General features: G+C 59.0%; 20 protein-coding genes. 6 read left to right on the forward strand and 14 right to left on the reverse strand.

The genetic code is table 11. From position 1 onward, the window contains the following. Positions 1-122: 122 nt before the first annotated feature. From ACQ4OB_RS19650 to ACQ4OB_RS19665, 4 genes are all read left to right on the forward strand, one after another. Positions 123-1,895: an N-acetylglutaminylglutamine amidotransferase gene (locus tag ACQ4OB_RS19650; RefSeq protein WP_430956289.1), complete on the forward strand. Its 1,773-nt coding sequence runs from the start codon at positions 123-125 to the stop codon at positions 1,893-1,895. Between the two features lie 3 nt (positions 1,896-1,898). Next, the gene (gene ngg, locus ACQ4OB_RS19655; protein ID WP_430956290.1) at positions 1,899-3,644 is read left to right on the forward strand and encodes an N-acetylglutaminylglutamine synthetase; all 1,746 of its coding nucleotides are present in this window, start codon (positions 1,899-1,901) and stop codon (positions 3,642-3,644) included. A gap of 144 nt (positions 3,645-3,788) precedes the next feature. Then, complete coding sequence (locus ACQ4OB_RS19660; protein WP_430956291.1) at positions 3,789-4,973, forward strand: osmoprotectant NAGGN system M42 family peptidase; 1,185 nt, start codon at positions 3,789-3,791, stop codon at positions 4,971-4,973. A gap of 193 nt (positions 4,974-5,166) precedes the next feature. Beyond that, entirely contained in the window at positions 5,167-5,394 is a 228-nt protein-coding gene (locus tag ACQ4OB_RS19665; protein ID WP_003199186.1) for a YheU family protein, read from the forward strand. A 4-nt stretch (positions 5,395-5,398) separates the two neighbouring features. Here ACQ4OB_RS19665 and csrA read toward each other — a convergent pair whose 3' ends face one another. The 3 genes from csrA to ACQ4OB_RS19680 form a co-directional block, all read right to left on the reverse strand. After that, complete coding sequence (gene csrA, locus ACQ4OB_RS19670; RefSeq protein ID WP_074878902.1) at positions 5,399-5,584, reverse strand: carbon storage regulator CsrA; 186 nt, start codon at positions 5,582-5,584, stop codon at positions 5,399-5,401. 153 nt (positions 5,585-5,737) lie between these two features. Further along, positions 5,738-6,070, reverse strand: coding sequence for a YnfA family protein (locus tag ACQ4OB_RS19675; protein WP_074878904.1), 333 nt, complete (start codon positions 6,068-6,070; stop codon positions 5,738-5,740). Positions 6,071-6,134: 64 nt separating this feature from the next. Continuing rightward, the gene (locus ACQ4OB_RS19680; protein ID WP_074878906.1) at positions 6,135-6,950 is read right to left on the reverse strand and encodes an SDR family oxidoreductase; all 816 of its coding nucleotides are present in this window, start codon (positions 6,948-6,950) and stop codon (positions 6,135-6,137) included. Between the two features lie 280 nt (positions 6,951-7,230). On the opposite strand from ACQ4OB_RS19680, the gene ACQ4OB_RS19685 reads away from it, so the two are divergent. Further along, positions 7,231-7,389, forward strand: a complete 159-nt coding sequence (locus ACQ4OB_RS19685) for a DUF3309 family protein (RefSeq protein WP_173860449.1) — start codon at positions 7,231-7,233, stop codon at positions 7,387-7,389. 60 nt (positions 7,390-7,449) lie between these two features. On the opposite strand, the gene ACQ4OB_RS19690 is transcribed toward ACQ4OB_RS19685, so the two are convergent. The 10 genes from ACQ4OB_RS19690 to ACQ4OB_RS19735 form a co-directional block, all read right to left on the reverse strand. Further along, the gene (locus ACQ4OB_RS19690; protein WP_074878908.1) at positions 7,450-9,543 is read right to left on the reverse strand and encodes an LTA synthase family protein; all 2,094 of its coding nucleotides are present in this window, start codon (positions 9,541-9,543) and stop codon (positions 7,450-7,452) included. Between the two features lie 630 nt (positions 9,544-10,173). Then, the gene (locus ACQ4OB_RS19695; RefSeq protein ID WP_430956292.1) at positions 10,174-10,779 is read right to left on the reverse strand and encodes an START domain-containing protein; all 606 of its coding nucleotides are present in this window, start codon (positions 10,777-10,779) and stop codon (positions 10,174-10,176) included. Between the two features lie 41 nt (positions 10,780-10,820). Then, positions 10,821-11,075 (reverse strand): YkgJ family cysteine cluster protein, encoded by a 255-nt coding sequence (locus tag ACQ4OB_RS19700; protein WP_074878912.1) that lies wholly within the window; start codon positions 11,073-11,075, stop codon positions 10,821-10,823. A gap of 162 nt (positions 11,076-11,237) precedes the next feature. Beyond that, positions 11,238-11,705 carry a translation initiation factor 2 gene (locus tag ACQ4OB_RS19705; RefSeq protein WP_102614814.1) on the reverse strand — a complete coding sequence of 156 codons (468 nt, stop codon included), beginning with the start codon at positions 11,703-11,705 and terminating at the stop codon, positions 11,238-11,240. 88 nt (positions 11,706-11,793) lie between these two features. Continuing rightward, positions 11,794-13,233, reverse strand: a complete 1,440-nt coding sequence (locus ACQ4OB_RS19710) for a PLP-dependent aminotransferase family protein (RefSeq protein ID WP_008146981.1) — start codon at positions 13,231-13,233, stop codon at positions 11,794-11,796. A 267-nt stretch (positions 13,234-13,500) separates the two neighbouring features. Next, the gene (locus ACQ4OB_RS19715) at positions 13,501-14,313 is read right to left on the reverse strand and encodes an OmpA family protein (RefSeq protein ID WP_102614815.1); all 813 of its coding nucleotides are present in this window, start codon (positions 14,311-14,313) and stop codon (positions 13,501-13,503) included. Then, a complete protein-coding gene (locus ACQ4OB_RS19720) occupies positions 14,310-14,666 on the reverse strand; it encodes a DUF4398 domain-containing protein (RefSeq protein ID WP_076028198.1) in 357 nt (118 codons plus the stop codon). Before ACQ4OB_RS19720 ends, ACQ4OB_RS19715 begins: the two co-directional genes overlap by 4 nt. A gap of 9 nt (positions 14,667-14,675) precedes the next feature. Then, the gene (locus ACQ4OB_RS19725; protein WP_430956293.1) at positions 14,676-15,512 is read right to left on the reverse strand and encodes a substrate-binding periplasmic protein; all 837 of its coding nucleotides are present in this window, start codon (positions 15,510-15,512) and stop codon (positions 14,676-14,678) included. An 81-nt stretch (positions 15,513-15,593) separates the two neighbouring features. After that, complete coding sequence (locus ACQ4OB_RS19730) at positions 15,594-16,523, reverse strand: electron transfer flavoprotein subunit alpha/FixB family protein (RefSeq protein WP_074878922.1); 930 nt, start codon at positions 16,521-16,523, stop codon at positions 15,594-15,596. Beyond that, positions 16,524-17,273: an electron transfer flavoprotein subunit beta/FixA family protein gene (locus ACQ4OB_RS19735; protein WP_024164570.1), complete on the reverse strand. Its 750-nt coding sequence runs from the start codon at positions 17,271-17,273 to the stop codon at positions 16,524-16,526. A gap of 549 nt (positions 17,274-17,822) precedes the next feature. Here ACQ4OB_RS19735 and ACQ4OB_RS19740 point away from each other — a divergent pair. Then, positions 17,823-19,487: an electron transfer flavoprotein-ubiquinone oxidoreductase gene (locus ACQ4OB_RS19740; RefSeq protein WP_430956294.1), complete on the forward strand. Its 1,665-nt coding sequence runs from the start codon at positions 17,823-17,825 to the stop codon at positions 19,485-19,487. A gap of 97 nt (positions 19,488-19,584) precedes the next feature. Here the strand turns inward: ACQ4OB_RS19740 and ACQ4OB_RS19745 are convergent, their stop codons facing one another. Further along, on the reverse strand, positions 19,585-20,475 hold the full coding sequence (locus ACQ4OB_RS19745) for an AraC family transcriptional regulator N-terminal domain-containing protein (RefSeq protein WP_430956295.1): 891 nt from the start codon (positions 20,473-20,475) through the stop codon (positions 19,585-19,587). Between the last annotated feature and the right edge of the window lie 83 nt (positions 20,476-20,558).

The following is a 20,558-nucleotide window of genomic DNA, read 5'->3' on the forward strand; positions in this document are numbered from 1 at the left end:
CCGCGCCTTATAACTTATCGGTCTAAAACTCCGGGGATTCAGCCGGGTCAGTTTCTGAGTACCCGCCGTTTTTGGCGCGGTATCGATTGACCCTCCCCAACGGAAAAACCGGTAAGGAATTTATGTGCGGATTAGCTGGCGAGTTACGCTTTGATCATCAACCTGCGGACCTCGCGGCCGTTGAACGAATCACCCATCACCTGGCCCCACGCGGCCCTGACGCATGGGGCTTCCACAGCCAGGGGCCGATTGCCCTGGGCCATCGTCGCCTGAAAATCATGGACCTGTCGGACGGCTCGGCGCAGCCGATGATCGACAACCAACTGGGCTTGTCCCTGGCCTTCAACGGCGCGATCTACAACTTCCCGGAACTGCGCACCGAGCTTGAAAGCCTCGGTTATGCGTTCTATTCCGGTGGTGACACCGAAGTGCTGCTCAAGGGTTATCACGCCTGGGGCGAAGCACTGCTACCCAAACTCAACGGCATGTTCGCCTTCGCCATCTGGGAGCGCGATGCCCAACGCCTGTTCATCGCCCGCGACCGTCTCGGCGTGAAGCCGCTGTACCTGTCGCGCACCGGCCAGCGCCTGCGCTTTGCCTCGACACTGCCGGCGTTGCTCAAGGGCGGCGACATCAACCCGATCCTCGACCCGGTGGCACTCAATCATTATCTGAATTTCCACGCCGTGGTCCCGGCACCGCGCACCTTGCTGGCCGGCATCGAAAAACTGCCACCGGCGACCTGGATGCGCATCGAATCGGACGGCACCACCGAGCAGAAAACCTGGTGGACGCTGCCCTACGGCCCACACGCCGACGAGATGAATCTGACACTCGAAGACTGGCGTGACCGTGTACTCGACAGTACCCGTGACGCGGTGGCGATCCGTCAACGTGCGGCAGTCGACGTCGGTGTGCTGCTGTCGGGCGGTGTCGATTCGAGCCTGCTGGTCGGCCTGTTGCGTGAAGTCGGCGTGGAAAACCTGTCGACCTTCTCCATCGGTTTCCAGGATGCCGGCGGCGAGCGCGGCGACGAGTTCCAGTATTCGGACCTGATCGCCAAGCATTACGGCACCCAGCATCACCAATTGCGCATCGCCGAAAAAGAAATCATCGAGCAATTGCCCGCGGCGTTCCGCGCCATGAGCGAACCGATGGTCAGCCATGACTGCATCGCGTTCTATCTGCTGTCCCGTGAAGTGGCCAAGCACTGCAAAGTGGTGCAGAGCGGCCAAGGCGCGGACGAGTTGTTCGCCGGGTATCACTGGTATCCACAAGTCGACGGCGCCGAAGATCCGTACACCGCCTATCGCGATGCCTTTTTCGACCGCAGCTACGACGACTACGCCGCCACCGTGCAGCCGAAATGGCTGACAGCGAATGACGCTGCTGGTGACTTCGTGAAGGAACATTTCGCACAACCCGGCGCCGATGCCGCGGTGGACAAAGCCCTGCGCCTGGACAGCACGATCATGCTGGTGGACGACCCGGTCAAACGCGTCGACAACATGACCATGGCCTGGGGCCTGGAAGCGCGCACACCGTTTCTCGACTATCGCCTGGTGGAATTGTCGGCGCGCGTGCCGGGCAAATTCAAACTGCCCGATGGCGGCAAGCAGGTCTTGAAAGAAGCGGCGCGGCTGGTGATTCCGAGTGAAGTGATCGATCGCAAGAAAGGCTACTTCCCGGTCCCCGGCCTGAAGCATTTGCAAGGCGATACGCTGAACTGGGTGCGCGAACTGCTGCTCGATCCGAGTCAGGATCGCGGCCTGTTCAACCCGGCGATGCTCGACCGTCTGCTGACCGATCCACAAGGTCAATTGACCCCGTTGCGCGGTTCCAAGCTGTGGCAATTGGCGGCGCTGAACCTGTGGCTCAGCGAACAAGGAATCTGATCGATGAAGCCCCACGCTACGGCCTACAGCCAACGCTTGTTGCGCGGTCAGACGCCCTCTTACGAACGCTTGCAGGCGCGCCTGGCCGAAGACGGCAGTGAATTGGGCGCTGCACCGATCGCCGTGCATTGCGGTTGGGGCCGGTTGCTGATCGGCCATACCTTCCCGGATGCGGCGAGCCTGGCCCAAGAACTGCTCAACGAGCACACCGGTGAACGCGACATCGCCCTGTACGTGGCTGCGCCTCAGCAAGTGCTGGGGCTGGAACCGGCCCAGTTGTTTCTCGACCCGTCCGACACCTTGCGCCTGTGGTTCAGCGATTACCGCCAGTCGACTCGGGTATTTCGCGGCTTTCGCATTCGCCGGGCCCAGAGCGACGCGGACTGGCAGGCGATCAATCAGCTGTATCTGTTGCGCGGCATGCTGCCGATCGATGCGAGCCTGCTGACGCCGCGTCATCAGGGCGGGCCCGTCTATTGGCTGGCCGAAGATGAGGACAGCGGTGCGATCATCGGCAGCGTCATGGGTCTCAATCACCACACGGCGTTCAACGATCCGGAAAATGGCAGCAGCCTTTGGTGCCTGGCGGTCGATCCGCAATGTTCGCGTCCGGGTGTCGGTGAAGTGCTGGTGCGACATTTGATCGAACACTTCATGAGCCGTGGGCTGAGTTACCTGGACCTGTCAGTGCTGCACGACAACCGGCAGGCGAAGAGCCTTTACGCCAAGCTGGGGTTTCGCAACCTGTCGACCTTCGCGATCAAGCGCAAGAACTGCATCAATCAGCCGTTGTTTCTCGGCCCGGGTCCCGAAGCCGAGTTCAATCCTTATGCACGGATCATCGTCGAGGAAGCGCACCGTCGCGGCATCGAAGTGCAAGTCGATGACGCCGATGCCGGCCTGTTCACCTTGATCCATGGCAGTCGCCGCGTACGTTGCCGTGAATCCCTCAGCGACCTGACAAGCGCTATCAGCATGACGTTGTGCCAGGACAAAAGCCTGACGCACAAAGTGCTCAAGGCCGCCGGGCTGAACCTGCCGTCGCAGCAACTGGCCGGTAATGCCGACGACAACCTGGCGTTTCTCGACGAGCACGAACGGGTCGTGGTCAAACCGCTGGATGGCGAACAAGGCCAAGGCGTCGCGGTGGATTTACGGAGCATCGAAGAGGTCCAGCAAGCCATCGAATCCGCCCGCCAGTTCGACAGTCGCGTGCTGCTGGAGAGTTTCCACGAAGGCCTCGACTTGCGGATTGTGGTGATCGGTTTTGAGGTGGTCGCCGCGGCGATTCGTCGTCCGGCAGAAGTGGTCGGTGATGGTCAGCATTCCATCGGTGCGCTGATCGAAGCGCAGAGCCGGCGTCGCCAGGCGGCTACCAGCGGTGAAAGCAAAATCCCGCTGGATCACGAAACCGAGCGCACCTTGAAGGCGGCGGGTTTTGACTACAGCAGCATTCTGCCGGCGGGCGAGCATCTGTTCGTACGGCGTACGGCGAACCTTCATACCGGCGGGATTCTTGAGGATGTGACGGCGATCCTGCATCCAACCTTGGTGGATGCGGCGGTGCGCGCGGCGCGGGCGCTGGACATTCCAATGGTCGGGCTCGACCTGATGGTGCCTGCCGCCGATCAACCGGAGTATGTGTTTATCGAAGCCAATGAGCGCGCCGGACTGGCCAACCACGAACCGCAGCCGACGGCCGAGCGGTTTGTGGATTTGTTGTTTCCGCACAGTCAGCCGGCGGCTTAGCCCCCCCTTCCTGATCGTTCCCACGCTCTGCGTGGGAATGCAGCCAGGGACGCTCTGCGTCCCAAAAGCGGACGCGGAGCGTCCAGTGAGGCATTCCCACGCGGAGCGTGGGAACGATCAACGCTTAACTCATCAGGAGTTTCCATGACCAGCAACATTCCCGAACCGGATCTGAACTACCTGCAAAAAGTCCTGCTGGAAATGCTCGCCATTCCCAGCCCGACCGGGTTCACCGACACCATCGTGCGTTACGTCGCCGAGCGGCTTGAAGAGCTGGGTATTCCCTTTGAGATGACCCGCCGCGGCACTATCCGCGCCACCCTCAAGGGCAAGAAGAACAGTCCCGACCGCGCGGTCTCCGCTCACCTCGACACCATCGGCGCAGCGGTTCGCGCGATCAAGGACAACGGCCGCCTGACCCTGGCGCCTGTCGGTTGCTGGTCCAGCCGTTTTGCCGAGGGCAGCCGGGTCAGCCTGTTCACCGACAACGGCGTGATCCGTGGCAGCGTGCTGCCGCTGATGGCTTCCGGGCATGCGTTCAATACCGCCGTGGATGAAATGCCGATCAGTTGGGATCACATCGAATTGCGCCTGGACGCCTATTGCGCCACGCGTGCCGATTGCGACTCACTGGGGATCAGCGTCGGTGACTTTGTCGCCTTCGACCCTTTACCGGAGTTCACCGAAAGCGGCCACATCAGCGCCCGTCATCTCGACGACAAGGCTGGCGTTGCCGCATTGCTGGCGGCGCTCAAAGCGATCGTCGACAGCGGCCAAGAGCTGATGATCGACTGTCATCCGCTGTTCACCATCACCGAGGAAACCGGTAGTGGCGCGGCGGCGGCATTGCCGTGGGACGTCAGCGAATTCGTCGGCATCGACATTGCCCCGGTCGCACCGGGTCAGCATTCCAGCGAACACGCGGTGAGCGTGGCGATGCAGGATTCCGGCGGGCCTTACGACTATCACCTGTCGCGACATTTGCTGCGCCTGGCCAGTGACAACGAGTTGCCGGTGCGCCGTGACCTGTTTCGCTATTACTTCAGCGATGCCCATTCGGCGGTCACTGCCGGGCATGACATTCGCACCGCCCTGCTCGCCTTCGGCTGCGACGCCACTCACGGCTACGAACGCACCCACATCGACAGCCTCGCTGCGCTCAGTCGCCTGCTCGGCGCCTACATTCTGAGCCCGCCGGTATTTGCCAGCGATGCACAACCAGCCAAGGGGTCGCTGGACCGGTTCAGTCATCAGATCGAACATGAGACGCAGATGGAAAGCGATACGCGGGTGCCGTCGGTGGATAGCCTGGTGGGGCAGCGCTCCTAAAGCTGAGTCTTGCTTGAGATAGGCTGTGATTGAAAGATTGCCATCGCGAGCAGGCTCGCTCCCACAGGAGTACGCGGTCACCTGTGGGAGTGAGCCTGCTCGCGATGGCGTCAGACCAGACAACACAAAAACCCAGGCTAGCCGCAAATCCTCATTCGCCGTAGCATCGCGCCATTGTTTAGCCGAGGTGCCTATGCTGATCCCCCATGACCAACTTGAAGTCGACACCCTCACCCGCCTGATCGAGGATTTCGTGACCCGTGACGGTACGGACAATGGCGATGACACGCCGCTGGAAACCCGTGTTCTGCGTGTTCGCCAGGCATTGACCAAGGGCCAGGCGCTGATTGTCTTCGACCCGGAAAGCGAACAATGCCAGTTGATGCTCAAACACGATGTGCCCAAGCACTTGTTCGACTGAGATCTCAGCGCCCTTTGTTTTTCGCCAGTTTGACCTGGATGCGGTCGTAGACCTCGGACCGGTGCACGTTGACGTTTTGCGGCGCTTCGACGCCGAAGCGCACACTGCCGCCGTTGACGGCAAGAACGCGCACGGAAATGTTGTCACCGATGGAAATCAACTCGCCCACAACGCGACTGAGTACAAGCATGGCATTCGTCCTTCAGGGTTATCGGACCCTGACGATGCCTTGCGTTCAGAGGGGCTTCAATGGGATTACGGCAAATCAGTCCCGCCCTACAGCCCCTTCCGAACAGTTCCTATGGAAACGTCTGACAAACCTGTTGAATGAAGGACCGATCCTTCAGGAAGCGGAGAATCGCGGGCCGAAAAGGATGACGCTGGCCCCGATCACACACAGCGCCACCCCGAGCCAGTCCGAGCCCAGCGGACGAATCCGCTCGACCACCGCCAGCCAGCCGATCGACGCGATGATGTAGATGCCACCGTAAGCGGCATAGGCGCGACCGGCGTAGGTCGCTTCGATGCGGGTCAGCAGCAGCGCGAACAAGGTCAGACTGAGCAGCGCGGGCACGACCCACCAGGCACTTTTCCCCTGGCGCAGCCACATCCAGAAGGCAAAACAGCCGGCGATTTCGAACAGCGCGGCGAGGAAAAACCACAGGTAATTGAGCATGCAAACGTCTCGCGAGGATGGCCGATGGCGGCCACCCTAACGACGGGATTGCATACGGGCAAGTTCAGCCTGCGGTTTGTTTGGCCTTGGCGCGCATTTTGTCGGCCATGGCGGTCATTTCGTCGTAGAGCAGTTGCGGGTTCTTCTGCTTGAGCGCCCAGGCCATGCGGCCCTGTTCGTGAGGCAGGATCATGAATTCGCCGGCGGCAACGTGCTGATAGATGTAGTCGGCAATGTCGGTTGCGGTGATCGGCGAGCTTTCCAGCAACTTGCCGACCTGGGCTTTCATGGCCGGCGTCGGGCCACGGAAGGAGTCCAGCAAATTGGTCTGGAAGAATGACGGGCACACCACATGCACGTCGATTTCCTGCTGCGCCAGCTCCACCAGCAGGCTTTCGGACAACGCCACCACGCCAGCCTTGGCCACGTTGTAGTTGCTCATGGCCGGGCCTTGCATCAGGGCGGCCATCGACGCGATGTTGATGATCTTGCCTTGGCTTTTTTCCAGCAGCGGCAGGAAGGCCTTGCAGCCCTTGACCACGCCCATCAGGTTGATCGCGATCTGCCAGTCCCAGTCTTCCAGGGACAGTTCACTGAAAAACCCGCCCGAGGCAACGCCGGCGTTGTTGACGATGACATCGATGCCCCCGAATTTCTCGTCGCAGGCTTGGGCGAACGCGGTCAGCTGGCTGTAATCGCGCACGTCGCAACGCTGGATAAAACCGTCGCCGCCGGCTTCTCGAACCAATTTCAGGGTTTCCTGAAGACCGGGTTCGCTGACATCCGACAAGGCCAGCTGCCAGCCTTCACGCGCCCAGCGCAGCGCGATTTCGCGACCCAAGCCCGAGCCCGCGCCAGTGATCATCATGCGATTTTGCATAGCAAACAGCCTTGTTGTTCCGGGGAAGATGTACCGAGTGTAGCGAAGGACCATGCCCGATCCACGCTCCATCAGATTGCTGAATGGCCCGAGCAAACCGTGGCAGCGCCTCAACCAACTTGTGCAATAAAAAACGAAATAAGCCTATCTTCGAAAAACATTAAAAAAACTTGGAATTTTCTTTCATTCGCCACAGTCGGATTTTGTAAGCAGCCCGGATTTACAGCAGCCCGGCTGACCGTTAAACGCCAGGTAATTCCAGAACACTTCCAACAAGGAAATAGATATGGGCACAATTCTAATCATTATTCTGATCCTCCTGCTGATAGGTGGCTTACCGGTCTTCCCACACTCCAGAAGTTGGGGTTATGGCCCGTCGGGTATCATCGGCGTGGTGTTGGTGGTGCTGTTGATCCTGCTGTTGCTCGGCAAGATATAAAGGTTTAACAGGCAAAAAAAAGAGGCCCTTTTCAAGGGCCTCTTTTTATTGCATCACGACTTAGTCCGGCGTGCCGTCAACCACACCGGCGGTGTTGTCGATCAGGCTTTTGGTCGCCGTTTGCAGGAACGCTTCGAGCTTGAGCTTCAGCTCAGCGGTACGCGGCGCATCCGGAACGATCTCGGCGTGAGGGGTGGCGCCCAGTTCGTACTGGTACATTTTCGGCGCCATTTCCTTTTCCTTCGGCAGCACCAGAATCTGATCTGCCGTGATGATGGCGGTGGTCTGCTCGCTACCCGACGGCTTGATCACACCGAAACCGGTGTCGCCTTCAGGCAGGTTGAGCAAATCGCGGCCCCAGCACTGATGACGCACTTCACCACCAATACGGCCCATGATGGTTGGCACGATGTCGATCTGCGTGCCCACGGTATGGTCCCGCTCGCCGAACTTTTCCTGGATGCCCGGTGCGATCATCAGCATCGGTACGTTGAAGCGGCCCAGGTCCATTTCGGTGATCTGACGCTCGTTGCCAAAACCGTGGTCGCCGACGATCACAAACAGGGTTTCCTTGAAATACGGCTCCTTGCGGGCCTTTTCAAAGAACTGGCCGAGCGCCCAGTCCGCATAACGCATGGCGGTCAAATGCTCGTTCAGGCTACCGCGATCGGTCACGGGCTCAACCGGCAATGGCGTCGGCAAGGCGTATGGCGTGTGGTTGGACAGGGTTTGCAGCAGCGCATAGAACGGCTTGCCGTTTTCCCGCGCCTTGAGCTCAGTCAGACCTCGGTCGAACATGTCCTGGTCGGACACGCCCCAGGTCGGATCGGAGAACACCGGGTTCACGAAATCGTTACGCCCAATGAAGTTGGTCATGCCCTGGTTGCTGAAGAAACCCGACTGGTTATCCCAGGCGAAGTCGCCGTTGTAGACGTACACGTCGTCATAGTCACGGGCACTGAGCAATTGCGGCAGGCCGGACAGCTTGTGGCTGCCTTCCGGCGTCTGCATCAGGTATTCGAAACCCGGCAGGTTCGGGAAGCAGGCCATGGTGGCGAACATACCCTGGTGGGTATGGGTGCCGTTGGAGAAGAAGCGGTCGAACATCAGGCCTTCCTTCGACAGTTTGTCGAGGTACGGTGTGATGTTGCCCGGTGCACCCAAGGCGCCCACCGAGTGACCGGCCATGCTTTCCATCAGGATCACGACGACGTTCTTGATCGGCAGGGTCTTGTCGGCCGGCGGCGTGTAATCGCGACGCACGGCTGCGGTTTGGGCATCCACCAGTTTGTCGTCCGCCATCACCAGCATGTCACGCACCACTTTCTGCGCTTCAGGCTGTGGCAGGGTGGCCTTCCAGATGTTGTCGCGATCTTCGGACATCCGGCTCTTGGCCGCGGCGACCAGCGACAAAGTACCGTTGAGGCCCAACTGGTTGGCGAAGTTCGAATCGGTGGTGTAGACGTCACCCCAACGCATTGGCGGGCCCTGGCGCAAGGTGCCACGAGCGGCGACCACGCAGACCAGCAGGCAGACGACAAACACCGCGATGCGTGAGTACCACGGGGCGACCTTGCGCGTACCGATACTGCCGCCGCTGAAGGGGCCACGAGGCCGGGTGGCGCGGTCGGCGCCCTTGAATGCCAGGGTCAGGATCAACGTGCCCACGGCCCAGGCCAGCAGGTAGCGAACCACCGGAAAACCGTACCAGAGCATGCTCATCACGGTTTTCGGGTCTTCTTTTACATATTGGAAGACCAAGCCGTTGAGGCGCTGGTGGAACTCGCGGTAGAAGTCCATCTCCATCAGGCCGAGGAACAGGGCGATGCTCGAGGCAATGGTCAGCCAGAACCGGAAGAATCCGCGTGCGGACATCGCCCGGGCGCTGAACAGCGCCAGCAGCAATGGAATGCTGAGGTAGACCACCAGGCGCAGGTCGAAACGCAGACCGTTGGCGAACGCTTCGAGAAAGGTCGAGGCCGGGGTGTCGAGGATCATCTCGCGGTTGTAAACCAGCAGCGCAACGCGCAACAGGCTGAACATGACCATCATGACCAGGGCACACAGCAGCGTGTAGGCCAGATGCGATTTGACGGTCGGTTGCAGCAGGCGACTAGAAGCTCGCTGCTGACTCAGGGCGTCCGGGTTTGCCATGTCGTTTTAGGACCCATTGGAAGTTGAAGTTTCAAAAAAATACAGCGGCGCCTTGCCCTCTGTTGGCCTGTACTCGGCCCCGGGGCTTGCGCGGTGCGCAAATGTTGCACGATCAAACGCGGCATTGCCATTGATTACTGTCCGGCATGCCTGGCGCGGGCGAATTGTCTTGGAGACGTTGTGAAAATTTCGTGCAACGTATATTCGGATACAAAATAAAGTCTCCCGCTCCGAATGCCCGTTAGTTTGATCGTTCCCACGCTCTGCGTGGGAATGCATCCCGTGACGCTCCGCGTCACCAGTGCGCAGGACTTACGCCTTGCGTCAACAGCGAAATGCGGAGCGTCCCCGGCGGCGTTCCCACGCAGAGCGTGGGAATGATCAGATGTACGCGCAAGCTTTGAGGAAACAGGGGCCCACGGAGCAGGACCGGAGCGAGGGCATGCCGAACCTGGGCGTGGCACCGACCGAAAGGGGCAAGAGCCCTTGGTTACTTGGGACTTTTCCAAGTGACTCGCTATAAAAGCGAAGCCGCCAGCCGCCGTTACGGCAAAAACGGATATGCCCCTAAACCACCCCACCAAATAGAAAACGCCCCAAACAAGTCAGGGCGTTTTATCAAAAGAGCAATTATTTCTCAGCGCGTTCTTTCAGGGCTTTCAAGGTATTAAACGGCGCATCCACCACAAACTTGTTGGCAACCATCGACGGAATACTACCGCCCGGCTCGGTATGCACCTGATAGGTCACTTCAATCTGATCGCCCTTGGGCACAAACTTCCAGAACCCATCAATCTTGGTCACCCGCACAAAGCCTTTTTCTTCAGGAAGGTACGTCGGCACACCTTCAAGTTTGCGAGTCAGACTGCCATCGGCGCCTTCGGTGGTGGTGACATGCAACACCGAGTCACGCGCGGTAACCGGCCAAGGCGTATTGAACTGAGTGTAGGTCCAGCTCTGACCACCTTCGTGTTTGAGCAATTTCTGAGTCTTGCAGTCGTGAATCCAGGCACAGGCGCCTGGCACGTCTTCCTGCAGGGCACGCAGTTTGGCCATGGTGGTCTTCATCAGGGTGACGCCCTGGTAAGCCTTGTAATCGGAGCCAGCCACTTCACTCAAGGAAACCTTGATGCCGTCTTCGTTCTTGGCGACTTTCCAGTCTTCTGCCTGAGCGGCCGTGGAAGCCAGAAAAACCGTTAAACCACACAGCACAGCCATACGTTGCAGCGAACCCATAGTCTTATTCCTTATTGTTGAAAATCCGTTCGTTGAACACATCACGCCGCCGTCATTTCCTCCCACCAACCCAGCAATTTGATCGCTTCGTCACTGCTGCTCCCGCAGACTTCGACGTCGGCTTCGAACGCCGAACACACTGCTGGACGTTCCGGTTTGCCGAAAATGCCGCACAGGTTATCGACAGAGAGTTGTACGCAACGTTCTCCCGCGGGCTTGCCATTAGGCATGCCGGGGATCGGTGAACTGATGGAAGGGGCAATGCAACAGGCGCCACAGCCTTCACGGCATTTCATGACGACGAGCTCCTCGACGGGTGATGTGTTAAATGACGTGGCACAGAGTAACCGCTAAAACGCTTGTTTAAAATTGTCTGGGCCGGGGTTTTTCGCTTTAACGAGCGTGACTGACCAGTCTCCGACAAAGCGTCTGGCCAACAGGTCACGGACGGAAAGAAATTATCGCTTGAACTCGAATTCCAGGGCTGCGCCTTCGACCTCATGACGCTCTTCGTTGCGCAGTTGCAACTGCATTTCGTTGCTGATCAGCCTCCCGTTGAGCTGAAACGGGCCTGCCTTGTCACTGAACATTTGCGGCAATACTGCATCGTGCCGTGGCAACTCTACCGTACCGATCGGTTTCAGCTCCTCGGCCATGTCTTCGGGCAGGCTTAAATCCAGGTCGGCCGAAGGCAGCTTGGTTTTCGCGATCTCACTGGCGGTTTTGGACTTGGATGCAATTGGCGGTCGCTTTGTTGCCTTGGCCGCTTTCTTTTTGACCGGCGCGGCTTTCTTGACCGTTGCCGGTTTTTTCGACGTGGCGCTGGCTGCCGGTTTTTCTTGAACGGAAGCCGCCAATACACCTTCGGTCTGGAAGGTCATCAGCAGGCAGATCGATAGCCATACGGCGGGAAAAATCGGCTTCATGGACCCAACGGGGCAAACGGCAGGAGCCATATGCTCGCCTGTTGTACGCGACATGACAAGCTCGGGCAGGAATATCCTGCCCGCCCCCTCAAAAGCCGCCGACCATTTCCTGACAGAGCTGGGTGGCGAGCATGCCCAAGGTCATCAATGCACGTTCGGCTTCACGGTTCCAGGGTGTGCCGCAGTTCAACCGAATGCAGTGATTGAACTGCTCGGTGTTACTGAATATCAGCCCCGGCGCGATGCTGATGCCCTGCTGCAACGCACGGACATGCAGCTCCTGCGTATTGACCCGCCCCGGCAGGCTGACCCACAGAATGAAGCCGCCGGTCGGCCGGGTCATCTGCGTGCCTTCCGGGAAGTATTGCTGCACTGCCAACTGGAAAGCGCTGAGGTTCTTGCGGTACTCCTGACGGATGTAGCGCAAATGCCGGTCGTAACCACCATTTTCCAGATAAGCCGCGATGCCCATTTGGGTGACGCTGCAAGCCGAGTGGGTACTGAAGGTCTGCAAACGCTGGATTTCCTGCTGGTACTTGCCGGCAATCATCCAGCCGATCCGCACACCCGGCGACAGGGTTTTGGAGAAGCTGGAGCAATAGATCACCCGATCCAGCCGATCGTAGGCTTTAAGTGATTTGGTGCGACCCTGCTCGAACATCAGTTCGCCGTAGATATCGTCCTCGACAATCTGGATATCGAAATCCGAGGCCAGGCGCAGCAGTTGTTTCTGCCGCTCTTCGGGCATGGTGCCGCCCAATGGATTGCTCAGACGAGTGGTCAGCACGAGTGCCTTGATCGACCACTGGTTGGCCGCCAGTTGCAAAGCTTCGAGGCTCATGCCGGTGGCCGGATCGCTCGGAATCTCGATGACCTTGAGGCCCAGCAGGTCAGCCAGTTGCAACAAACCGTAATAGGTTGGCGACTCGGCGGCGATCAAATCGCCCGGCCGGGTCAATACGCGCAGAGACATCTGCAAGGCATCAACGCAGCCGTGGGTAATCACCACTTCCGACGGATCGACCACCACGCCGGCATCGCGCATGCGAATCGCCACCTGTCGGCGCAACGGTTCGAAACCCGGGCTGAACATATAGCTGAACGCCCGCGGGCTATGGAAACGGGTAACTTTGGCCAGTTGCTGATGCAGCGCCCGCACCGGCAGGTAATCAACGCTCGGTACCGCCGCGCCCAAGGGAAACACACCCTCGCGGCGGGATTCGACCAGGACTTGTTGGATGATGCTGCTGCGGGTGACCAGACCTGGACGCTCGACCCGGGCGATGTCCGGTGTCGGCGCGGTCAGGGCCGGGGTCTGGTGCACGTAGTAACCGGACTGCGGCCGGGCGCGGATCAGCCCCTGATCCTCGAGGTTGGCGTAAGCCTGCAACACCGTCGCATGGCTGACATTGAGCTGCGAGCTCATCTTGCGCACCGATGGCACGCGCTCCCCCGGTTGATAGACGCCACGGCGGATGTCTTCGGCCAGTTGCTGAGCAATACGTTGGTAGAGCAAAAGATTGGTCATGACGCAGCACTCGATTTCACGGGCATTTTATTCTTGTGTGAAACAATACCGGAACAGTTTAGAAGTGTACTGGGACAGTTGCCACAATAGTCGACCGTACAGTGCAGTGTCAGCAAAAACTGTACTGTTTTTTGGCGTTGATCAGCAGGCGTAAAAAAACCCGGCGCTGACGGGCAGGCCGGGTTGTAGCAGCTGTCGAGTGAAACGAGGCTGCGATCTTTCCAGGCCCATTGAGTGTCAGGGGCAAGATCAAAAGATCACAGATTCCTACCGGGCAGCGCCGAGCTGGCCTTTTTCGTCAGAAAACACAATTTCTACCCGACGGTTCTGTGCACGTCCCCGCTCGGAGGCGTTCACGTCGACTGGATATTCATCACCGTAACCTTCGACCTGAATGCGTTTATCGTCGATACCCAAATCCATCAGCACGTCTGCCACCGATTGCGCACGGTCACGGGACAGCTTGAGATTTTCCTGCTTGCCGCCGGTGCTGTCGGCATAACCTTCGATGCGCACTACGCGCTTGGGGTTGAGCTGCAGGAACTGCACGATCTTCAACACCACGCGGTTCGCCGAGTTTTTCAACTCCGCTTCGCCCGTGTCGAACAGCACATCGCCCAACGTCATCACCAGGCCGCGGTCAGTCTGAGTGGTCGCCAGTGCAACAATCTGTTCTTCGAGCCACTTGCCCTGCTGTTGCACGCTAAGCAGTTTGGACTCGCGCAGGGCCAGCTGCAGACGCTGACGCTCCAGTTCAAGCTTCGCCGCACGTTCTTCGTTGAGCACCTGATTGGTGTGTTCGCGCGCGATTTCGCTGTAGCGTTCACTCAGGTAAGCGTAATGCAGCACGTCCGATCCGCTGCCCCAATAGCTGGACAGACGATCGGCTCGGGCCAGCGACTCACCAGCGCGAATCACTTCCTTGGGCGCGATTCGCAGCACGTTGGAATCTTCCTTGACCTTCTGGAAGTCGGTACTGGCCTGCTGCAACGCGGCCTCGCTGTGCTGACCGGCACAACCATAGAGGCTGACGCAGCCTGCCAGGATCAAACCGCCCAAGGCTTTGGTCATGAGGCTCATTGGGCATCTCCCAGTTGCTTGCGCAGGCGAGTGATGCGGGTGTTGAGCACGTTCAACTGTTCCTCGCTCTTGAGGGTCAGAACCCGGGCTTCGGCCAGACGCGCGTCCAGCTCGGCCTGCTCAGCCCGCATGCGCGCGTTCTTGAAGGATTGGTCGTTCATGCTGCCCTTGGCGCGGTTGAACTTGTCTTCGGCCAGTTTCATTTCCGGCACGTCGGCGGCGGTGGCGCCCACGGCCTTGGCCTGCTCTAGTGCCCGTTCGGTCAGGCGCATTTGTTCATTCGGCGCCGGATCGGCTGCACAACCCGCCAGAGCCAGAACGGCCAGGGCAGCGAAAAAAGGTCGGATACTCACTAAAAATCCCTACTGTTTTGGGGTACTGACAGGTGGTTGCTGCGGCTGTGAGAGCTGCGCCTTCCAGCGCTCGATGTTGCGTTGCAGCACGGCTTCCGTCAGTCCGGACGAGGGCAATTCTGTCATCTTTTTGGCCAGCTGTCCGCGCAACCACGGATCGTTGCAGGCGGAGTTGTGGGAAACCGCGAGGAACAGACCGGGTTTGTCGATCGGTTGTGGACGGGCGATCAGGTCATTGGCCAGATTAAGCGTCTGCGCAGCCGTCAGGCCCGAGTAGCGTCCGGCGAGGACAAATTCCACCTCACCCAGCAGCAATTTCTGAAAGGCCTGGGTGAGGTTAGGCGTACGTGCGAGGGTCAATTGCTGCTCGGCGAACACGCCAAATGCCGGTGTCATACGAGACTTTTCCGACAATGCGCCGGGATGACCGTGAAGGTCCTGCGCTTCGTTGTAGACCAGCGTCGAGTCATTGCGGGTCCAGACCAGGTAATCGTTTTCCAGTAACGGAGGATGAATGTAGTCCAGAGCGTCCAGTTCGCTGACCGTCAATGACGCATCCGCCAGCATGTCCATTCGCCCACTGCGCACTTCATCCAGGGCCTGGGAACGTTTGCCGGCGTAAAGCAATTCGACCTTGATCCCCAACTCCCCCGCCACTTGCTGCAACAGATCAGCACTGGCGCCGATCAGATGCTTGGGGTTTTGCGGGTCTTGCCACAGGTACGGCGGCGCGTCCGGGCTGCCAGTCACCACCAGACGCTCGCACTTGCCCGCAGCGACGGACAACGCCGGCAATACCGTCAGCCCCAGCAGCAATGACCAGCCGTAAACGCGGCGCAGATCCATGGCGACACTCTCCCACTCAAATCCGGAACAAAAAAAAAGCCCGACCAAAAGGTCGGGCTCTTTATAAGTCAGGCCGCTGGATTAGACCAGCTTCTCGAACTCAGGGATTGCTTCGAACAGGTCTGCCACCAGGCCGTAATCGGCCACCTGGAAGATCGGCGCTTCTTCGTCCTTGTTGATCGCAACGATCACTTTGGAGTCTTTCATGCCGGCCAGGTGCTGGATCGCGCCGGAGATACCGACGGCGATGTACAGCTGTGGCGCAACGATCTTGCCGGTCTGACCGACCTGCATGTCGTTCGGTACGAAACCTGCGTCGACCGCGGCGCGCGAAGCACCGACGGCAGCGCCCAGCTTGTCGGCCAGGGCGTACAGGTGTTTGAAGTTGTCGCCGTTCTGCATGCCGCGGCCGCCGGAAACGACGATCTTGGCAGCGGTCAGTTCCGGACGATCGGACTTGGCCAATTCTTCGCCGACGAAGCTGGAAATACCCGCATCGTGAGCAGCTGCAACGGCTTCAACCGAAGCAGATCCACCTTCAGCAGCAACCGGGTCGAAACCGGTAGCACGCACGGTGATCACTTTGACCGCAGCGTTCGATTGAACGGTGGCGATGGCGTTACCGGCGTAGATCGGACGCTTGAATGTGTCAGCGCTTTCGACCGAGATGATCTCGGAGATCTGGTCAACGTCCAGTGCAGCGGCAACGCGCGGCAGGATGTTTTTGCCGTTGGAAGTAGCGGCAGCCAGGATGTGGCTGTAGCTCTTACCCAACTCGGCCACCAGCGGCGCGACGTTTTCCGGCAGCTGATGCGCGTAAGCGGCATTGTCAGCTGACAGGACTTTGCTCACACCAGCGATTTTCGCCGCTGCTTCAGCCACGGCGCCAGCGCCCTGACCTGCAACCAGAACGTGGATGTCACCACCGATTTTAACGGCGGCAGCGACGGTGTTCAGCGTGGCCGGGGCCAGCACTTTGTTGTCGTGTTCAGCAATAACCAAGATAGTCATTTAGATTACCTTCGCTTCGTTTTTCAGTTTCTCGACCAGTTCAGCCACCGACTTGACCTTGATACCCGCGCTGCGTGCAGCTGGCGCTTCGACTTTCACGGTCTTGTTGGTGGAGGCGGTGGAAACGCCCAAAGCGTCCGGAGTCAGCACTTCGAGAGGCTTCTTCTTGGCTTTCATGATGTTTGGCAGGGACGCGTAGCGCGGCTCGTTCAAACGCAGGTCGGTGGTGACGATGGCCGGCAGTTTCAGGGAAACCGTCTGCGCGCCGCCGTCGACTTCACGAGTCACGGCAACGCTGTCGCCGCTGATTTCGACTTTGGACGCGAACGTGCCCTGACCGTAGCCGCTCAGTGCCGCAAGCATCTGGCCGGTCTGGTTGTTGTCGCTGTCGATAGCCTGTTTGCCAAGGATCACCAGCTGAGGCTGTTCCTTGTCGACAACAGCCTTGAGCAGCTTGGCAACGGCCAGCGAAGTCAGGTCTTCAGCGGATTCGACGAGGATGGCGCGGTCGGCACCCAGAGCCAGCGCGGTGCGCAGTTGCTCTTGAGCGGTGGACGGGCCGATGGAGACGACGACGATTTCAGTCGCAACACCTTTCTCTTTCAGGCGTACGGCTTCTTCCACTGCGATTTCGCAGAACGGGTTCATCGACATCTTGACGTTGGCGAGGTCGACGCCGGAATTGTCCGCCTTGACGCGAACCTTGACGTTGTAATCCACAACGCGTTTGACAGCTACAAGAACCTTCATGGATTCCTCGTTACTCTCCGGTGAAAAGAAAGTCGCCTAGGCGAACCTGGCGGTTTGATGCTCAGCGGCGCAAGGGCACCTCTAAAAACGCTGGCAAAGGTGTCAAGTGACAAGCGCTCACGATGAAGATGACCGTTCGTCAGTGGTGACTGACGAGTCATTCATTACCGTGGCGTGTAAACTGCGCGCCGGAACCTGCGCTGCGCATCACCTTGTACTGCCATCGCCCTGTCTTTAGAGGTGCTCTTGAAACCAACAGTCAGCCTACGGCGAGCGCAAAACCGACCGTATCTTGACCGGAACGCCTATTCCGGTCAATACGGCAAAATGGCCAGTCATAAGCCGCGTGACTTTGATTTCTCTGGCTTTGAGCCGATTCAAACAAACGTTTGTATTGGACGCTAGGAGTGGTGTAGATATAATGCGCCACCTTAGAGAGAAAGGTGGCTCATCGATTGTCCTCTTCCTGCATTGCGCAGGAATTCATGGATGCGACACCAAACCTCCAATTAGAAAAAAAACTGTTGAGCCTTGAGTAGGAGATAACCTGTGGAACGCGAATACATGGAATTCGACGTGGTCATCGTCGGTGCCGGCCCCGCTGGTCTTTCCGCCGCCTGCCGATTGAAGCAGAAGGCCGCCGAAGCCGGTAAGGAAATCAGCGTCTGCGTGGTCGAAAAAGGCTCCGAAGTCGGTGCTCACATCCTGTCCGGCGCCGTGTTCGAACCACGCGCCCTGAACGAATTGTTTCCTGACTGGAAAGAACTCGGCGCCCCGCTGAATACGCCGGTCACCCGCGATGACATCTTCGTTCTCAAGAACGCCGACAGCGCGCAGAAGATTCCTGACCTCTTTGTGCCCAAGACCATGCACAACGAAGGCAACTACATCATTTCCCTGGGCAACCTGTGCCGTTGGCTGGCCCAGCAGGCCGAGAACCTGGGCGTGGAAATCTACCCAGGCTTCGCCGCCCAGGAAGCACTGTTCGACGAGAACGGCGTAGTTCGCGGGATCATCACCGGCGACCTGGGCGTTGACCGCGAAGGCAACCCGAAGGAAGGCCTGTATACCCCAGGCATGGAACTGCGTGGCAAGTACACGCTGTTCGCCGAAGGTTGCCGCGGCCATATCGGCAAGCAACTGATCAAGCGCTTCAATCTCGACAGCGATGCCGACGCCCAGCACTACGGCATCGGCCTGAAAGAAATCTGGGAAATCGATCCGGCCAAGCATCAACCAGGCCTGGTGGTGCACACCGCCGGTTGGCCGCTGGACATCATGGGCACCGAGAACACCGGTGGTTCGTTCCTCTATCACCTGGAAAACAACCAGGTTGTAGTCGGCCTGATCGTCGATCTTTCCTACAGCAACACCTTCCTGTCGCCGTTCGACGAGTTCCAGCGCCTCAAGCATCACCCGGTGCTCAAGCAGTACCTGGAAGGCGGCAAGCGCATTAGCTACGGCGCTCGCGCCATCTGCAAAGGCGGCCTGAATTCGCTGCCGAAAATGGTCTTCAAGGGCGGCGCGCTGATCGGTTGCGACCTCGGCACCCTCAACTTCGCCAAGATCAAAGGCAGCCACACCGCGATGAAGTCCGGCATGCTCGCCGCTGAATCCGTGGCCGAGGCGCTGTTCGCTGAAAAAGACGGCACCGAAGAGCTGACCTCTTACGTCGACGCGTTCAAGAAGAGCTGGCTCTACGACGAACTGTTCGCCAGCCGCAACTTCGGCCCGGCGATCCACAAGTTCGGCGCCATCGTCGGCGGCGGTTTCAACTGGCTCGACCAGAACATCTTCGGCGGCAAACTGCCGTTCACCTTGCACGACACCAAGCCGGATTACGCTTGCCTCAAGCTGGCGGCCGACTGCAAGAAGATCGACTACCCGAAACCGGACGGTAAGATCAGCTTCGACAAACTCAGTTCGGTGTTCATCTCGGGTACCAACCATGAAGAAGAGCAGCCGTGCCACCTGAAGCTGACCGATCCGAGCATCCCGATCGCCAAGAACCTGCCGCTCTACGATGAGCCTGCCCAGCGTTACTGCCCGGCCGGCGTGTATGAAGTGGTGACCAAGGAAGACGGCGAGAAGCGCTTCCAGATCAACGCCCAGAACTGTGTTCACTGCAAGACCTGCGACATCAAGGACCCTGCACAGAACATCACCTGGGTCGCACCGGAAGGCTCTGGCGGCCCGACTTACCCGAACATGTAAGTCGAATGCCTGAACATCAAGGCTCCCGAAATGGGGGCCTTTTTGTTGTCCGCCATTTACCCCACACCACACTCCTACAGGGGGGATCATCGCCAACTTAAGCAGCGCGTTCGTCACCGGGACTACGCTCGAAGTAGCGCTTGTACTCGCGACTGAACTGCGACGTACTTTGATACCCGACCCGATGCGCCACCTGCGCCACACCCAGCCCCTCGGATAGCAACAACTGCTGCGCCTTGAGCAAACGTAAACGCTTCAAGTACTGCACCGGCGACAACAACGTGCTGCGTTTGAAATGCTCGTGAAAGGTCGACGCACTCATGTTCGCGCAACTGGCCAGGGTTTCGACGTTCAGCGGTTCGGTGTAATGCGCATGCAGATGGCTGAGCGACGCCGCGATCCGGGCGAACTGCCCCTGCTGCTCGACCAGCGCCCGCAGCACATCGGCTTGCGGCCCGCGCAAGGCGACGAACAACAACTCACGCAAGCGCGCCTGCCCCATGACCTGGCATTCCAGCGGATCGTGCAGGCAACGCAACAGCCGTTCAACACAACCACGCATCGCATCGTCGAGTACCGCCGAGGTCATGGACGCTGGCGTTTGCGCCGCAATGCTACGCCCCGGTGCCAGCCCCATGGCCAAGACCAACTCACCGAGCAACACCCGGTCAATGGCAATGGAAACACCCAGCATCGGTCCATCCGGCGCCGAAAACGTTTCGCACTCAAAAGGTACCGGCAATGCCTGAATCAAATAATGCCCGGCGCCGTATTCCAGCGTCCGCGGGCCCAGATACGCCAGTTTGCTGCCCTGGGCGATGATGACCAGACTCGGTTCGTAAATCTGCGGGCCGCGAGCCACATCACAACTGGCGCGTAAAACCTGCACACCCGGCAACGCCGTAGGCGCGAAACCGTCGCGATTGGTCAAAGGCTGAATCAGCGAAACCAGCGTGGCATTGGCATCCAGATGACGGGTCAACAACATGAGAGCTCTTCACAAAAAAGTCGCGAAAACAGGGATGAAAGCATCATCGCAGGTCTGATGGCCAATGCGACCCGTTGAAGGCT

The sequence above is a fragment of the Pseudomonas sp. ES4 genome (assembly GCF_050586665.1).
GTDB classification, from domain to species: Bacteria; Pseudomonadota; Gammaproteobacteria; order Pseudomonadales; family Pseudomonadaceae; genus Aquipseudomonas; species Aquipseudomonas frederiksbergensis.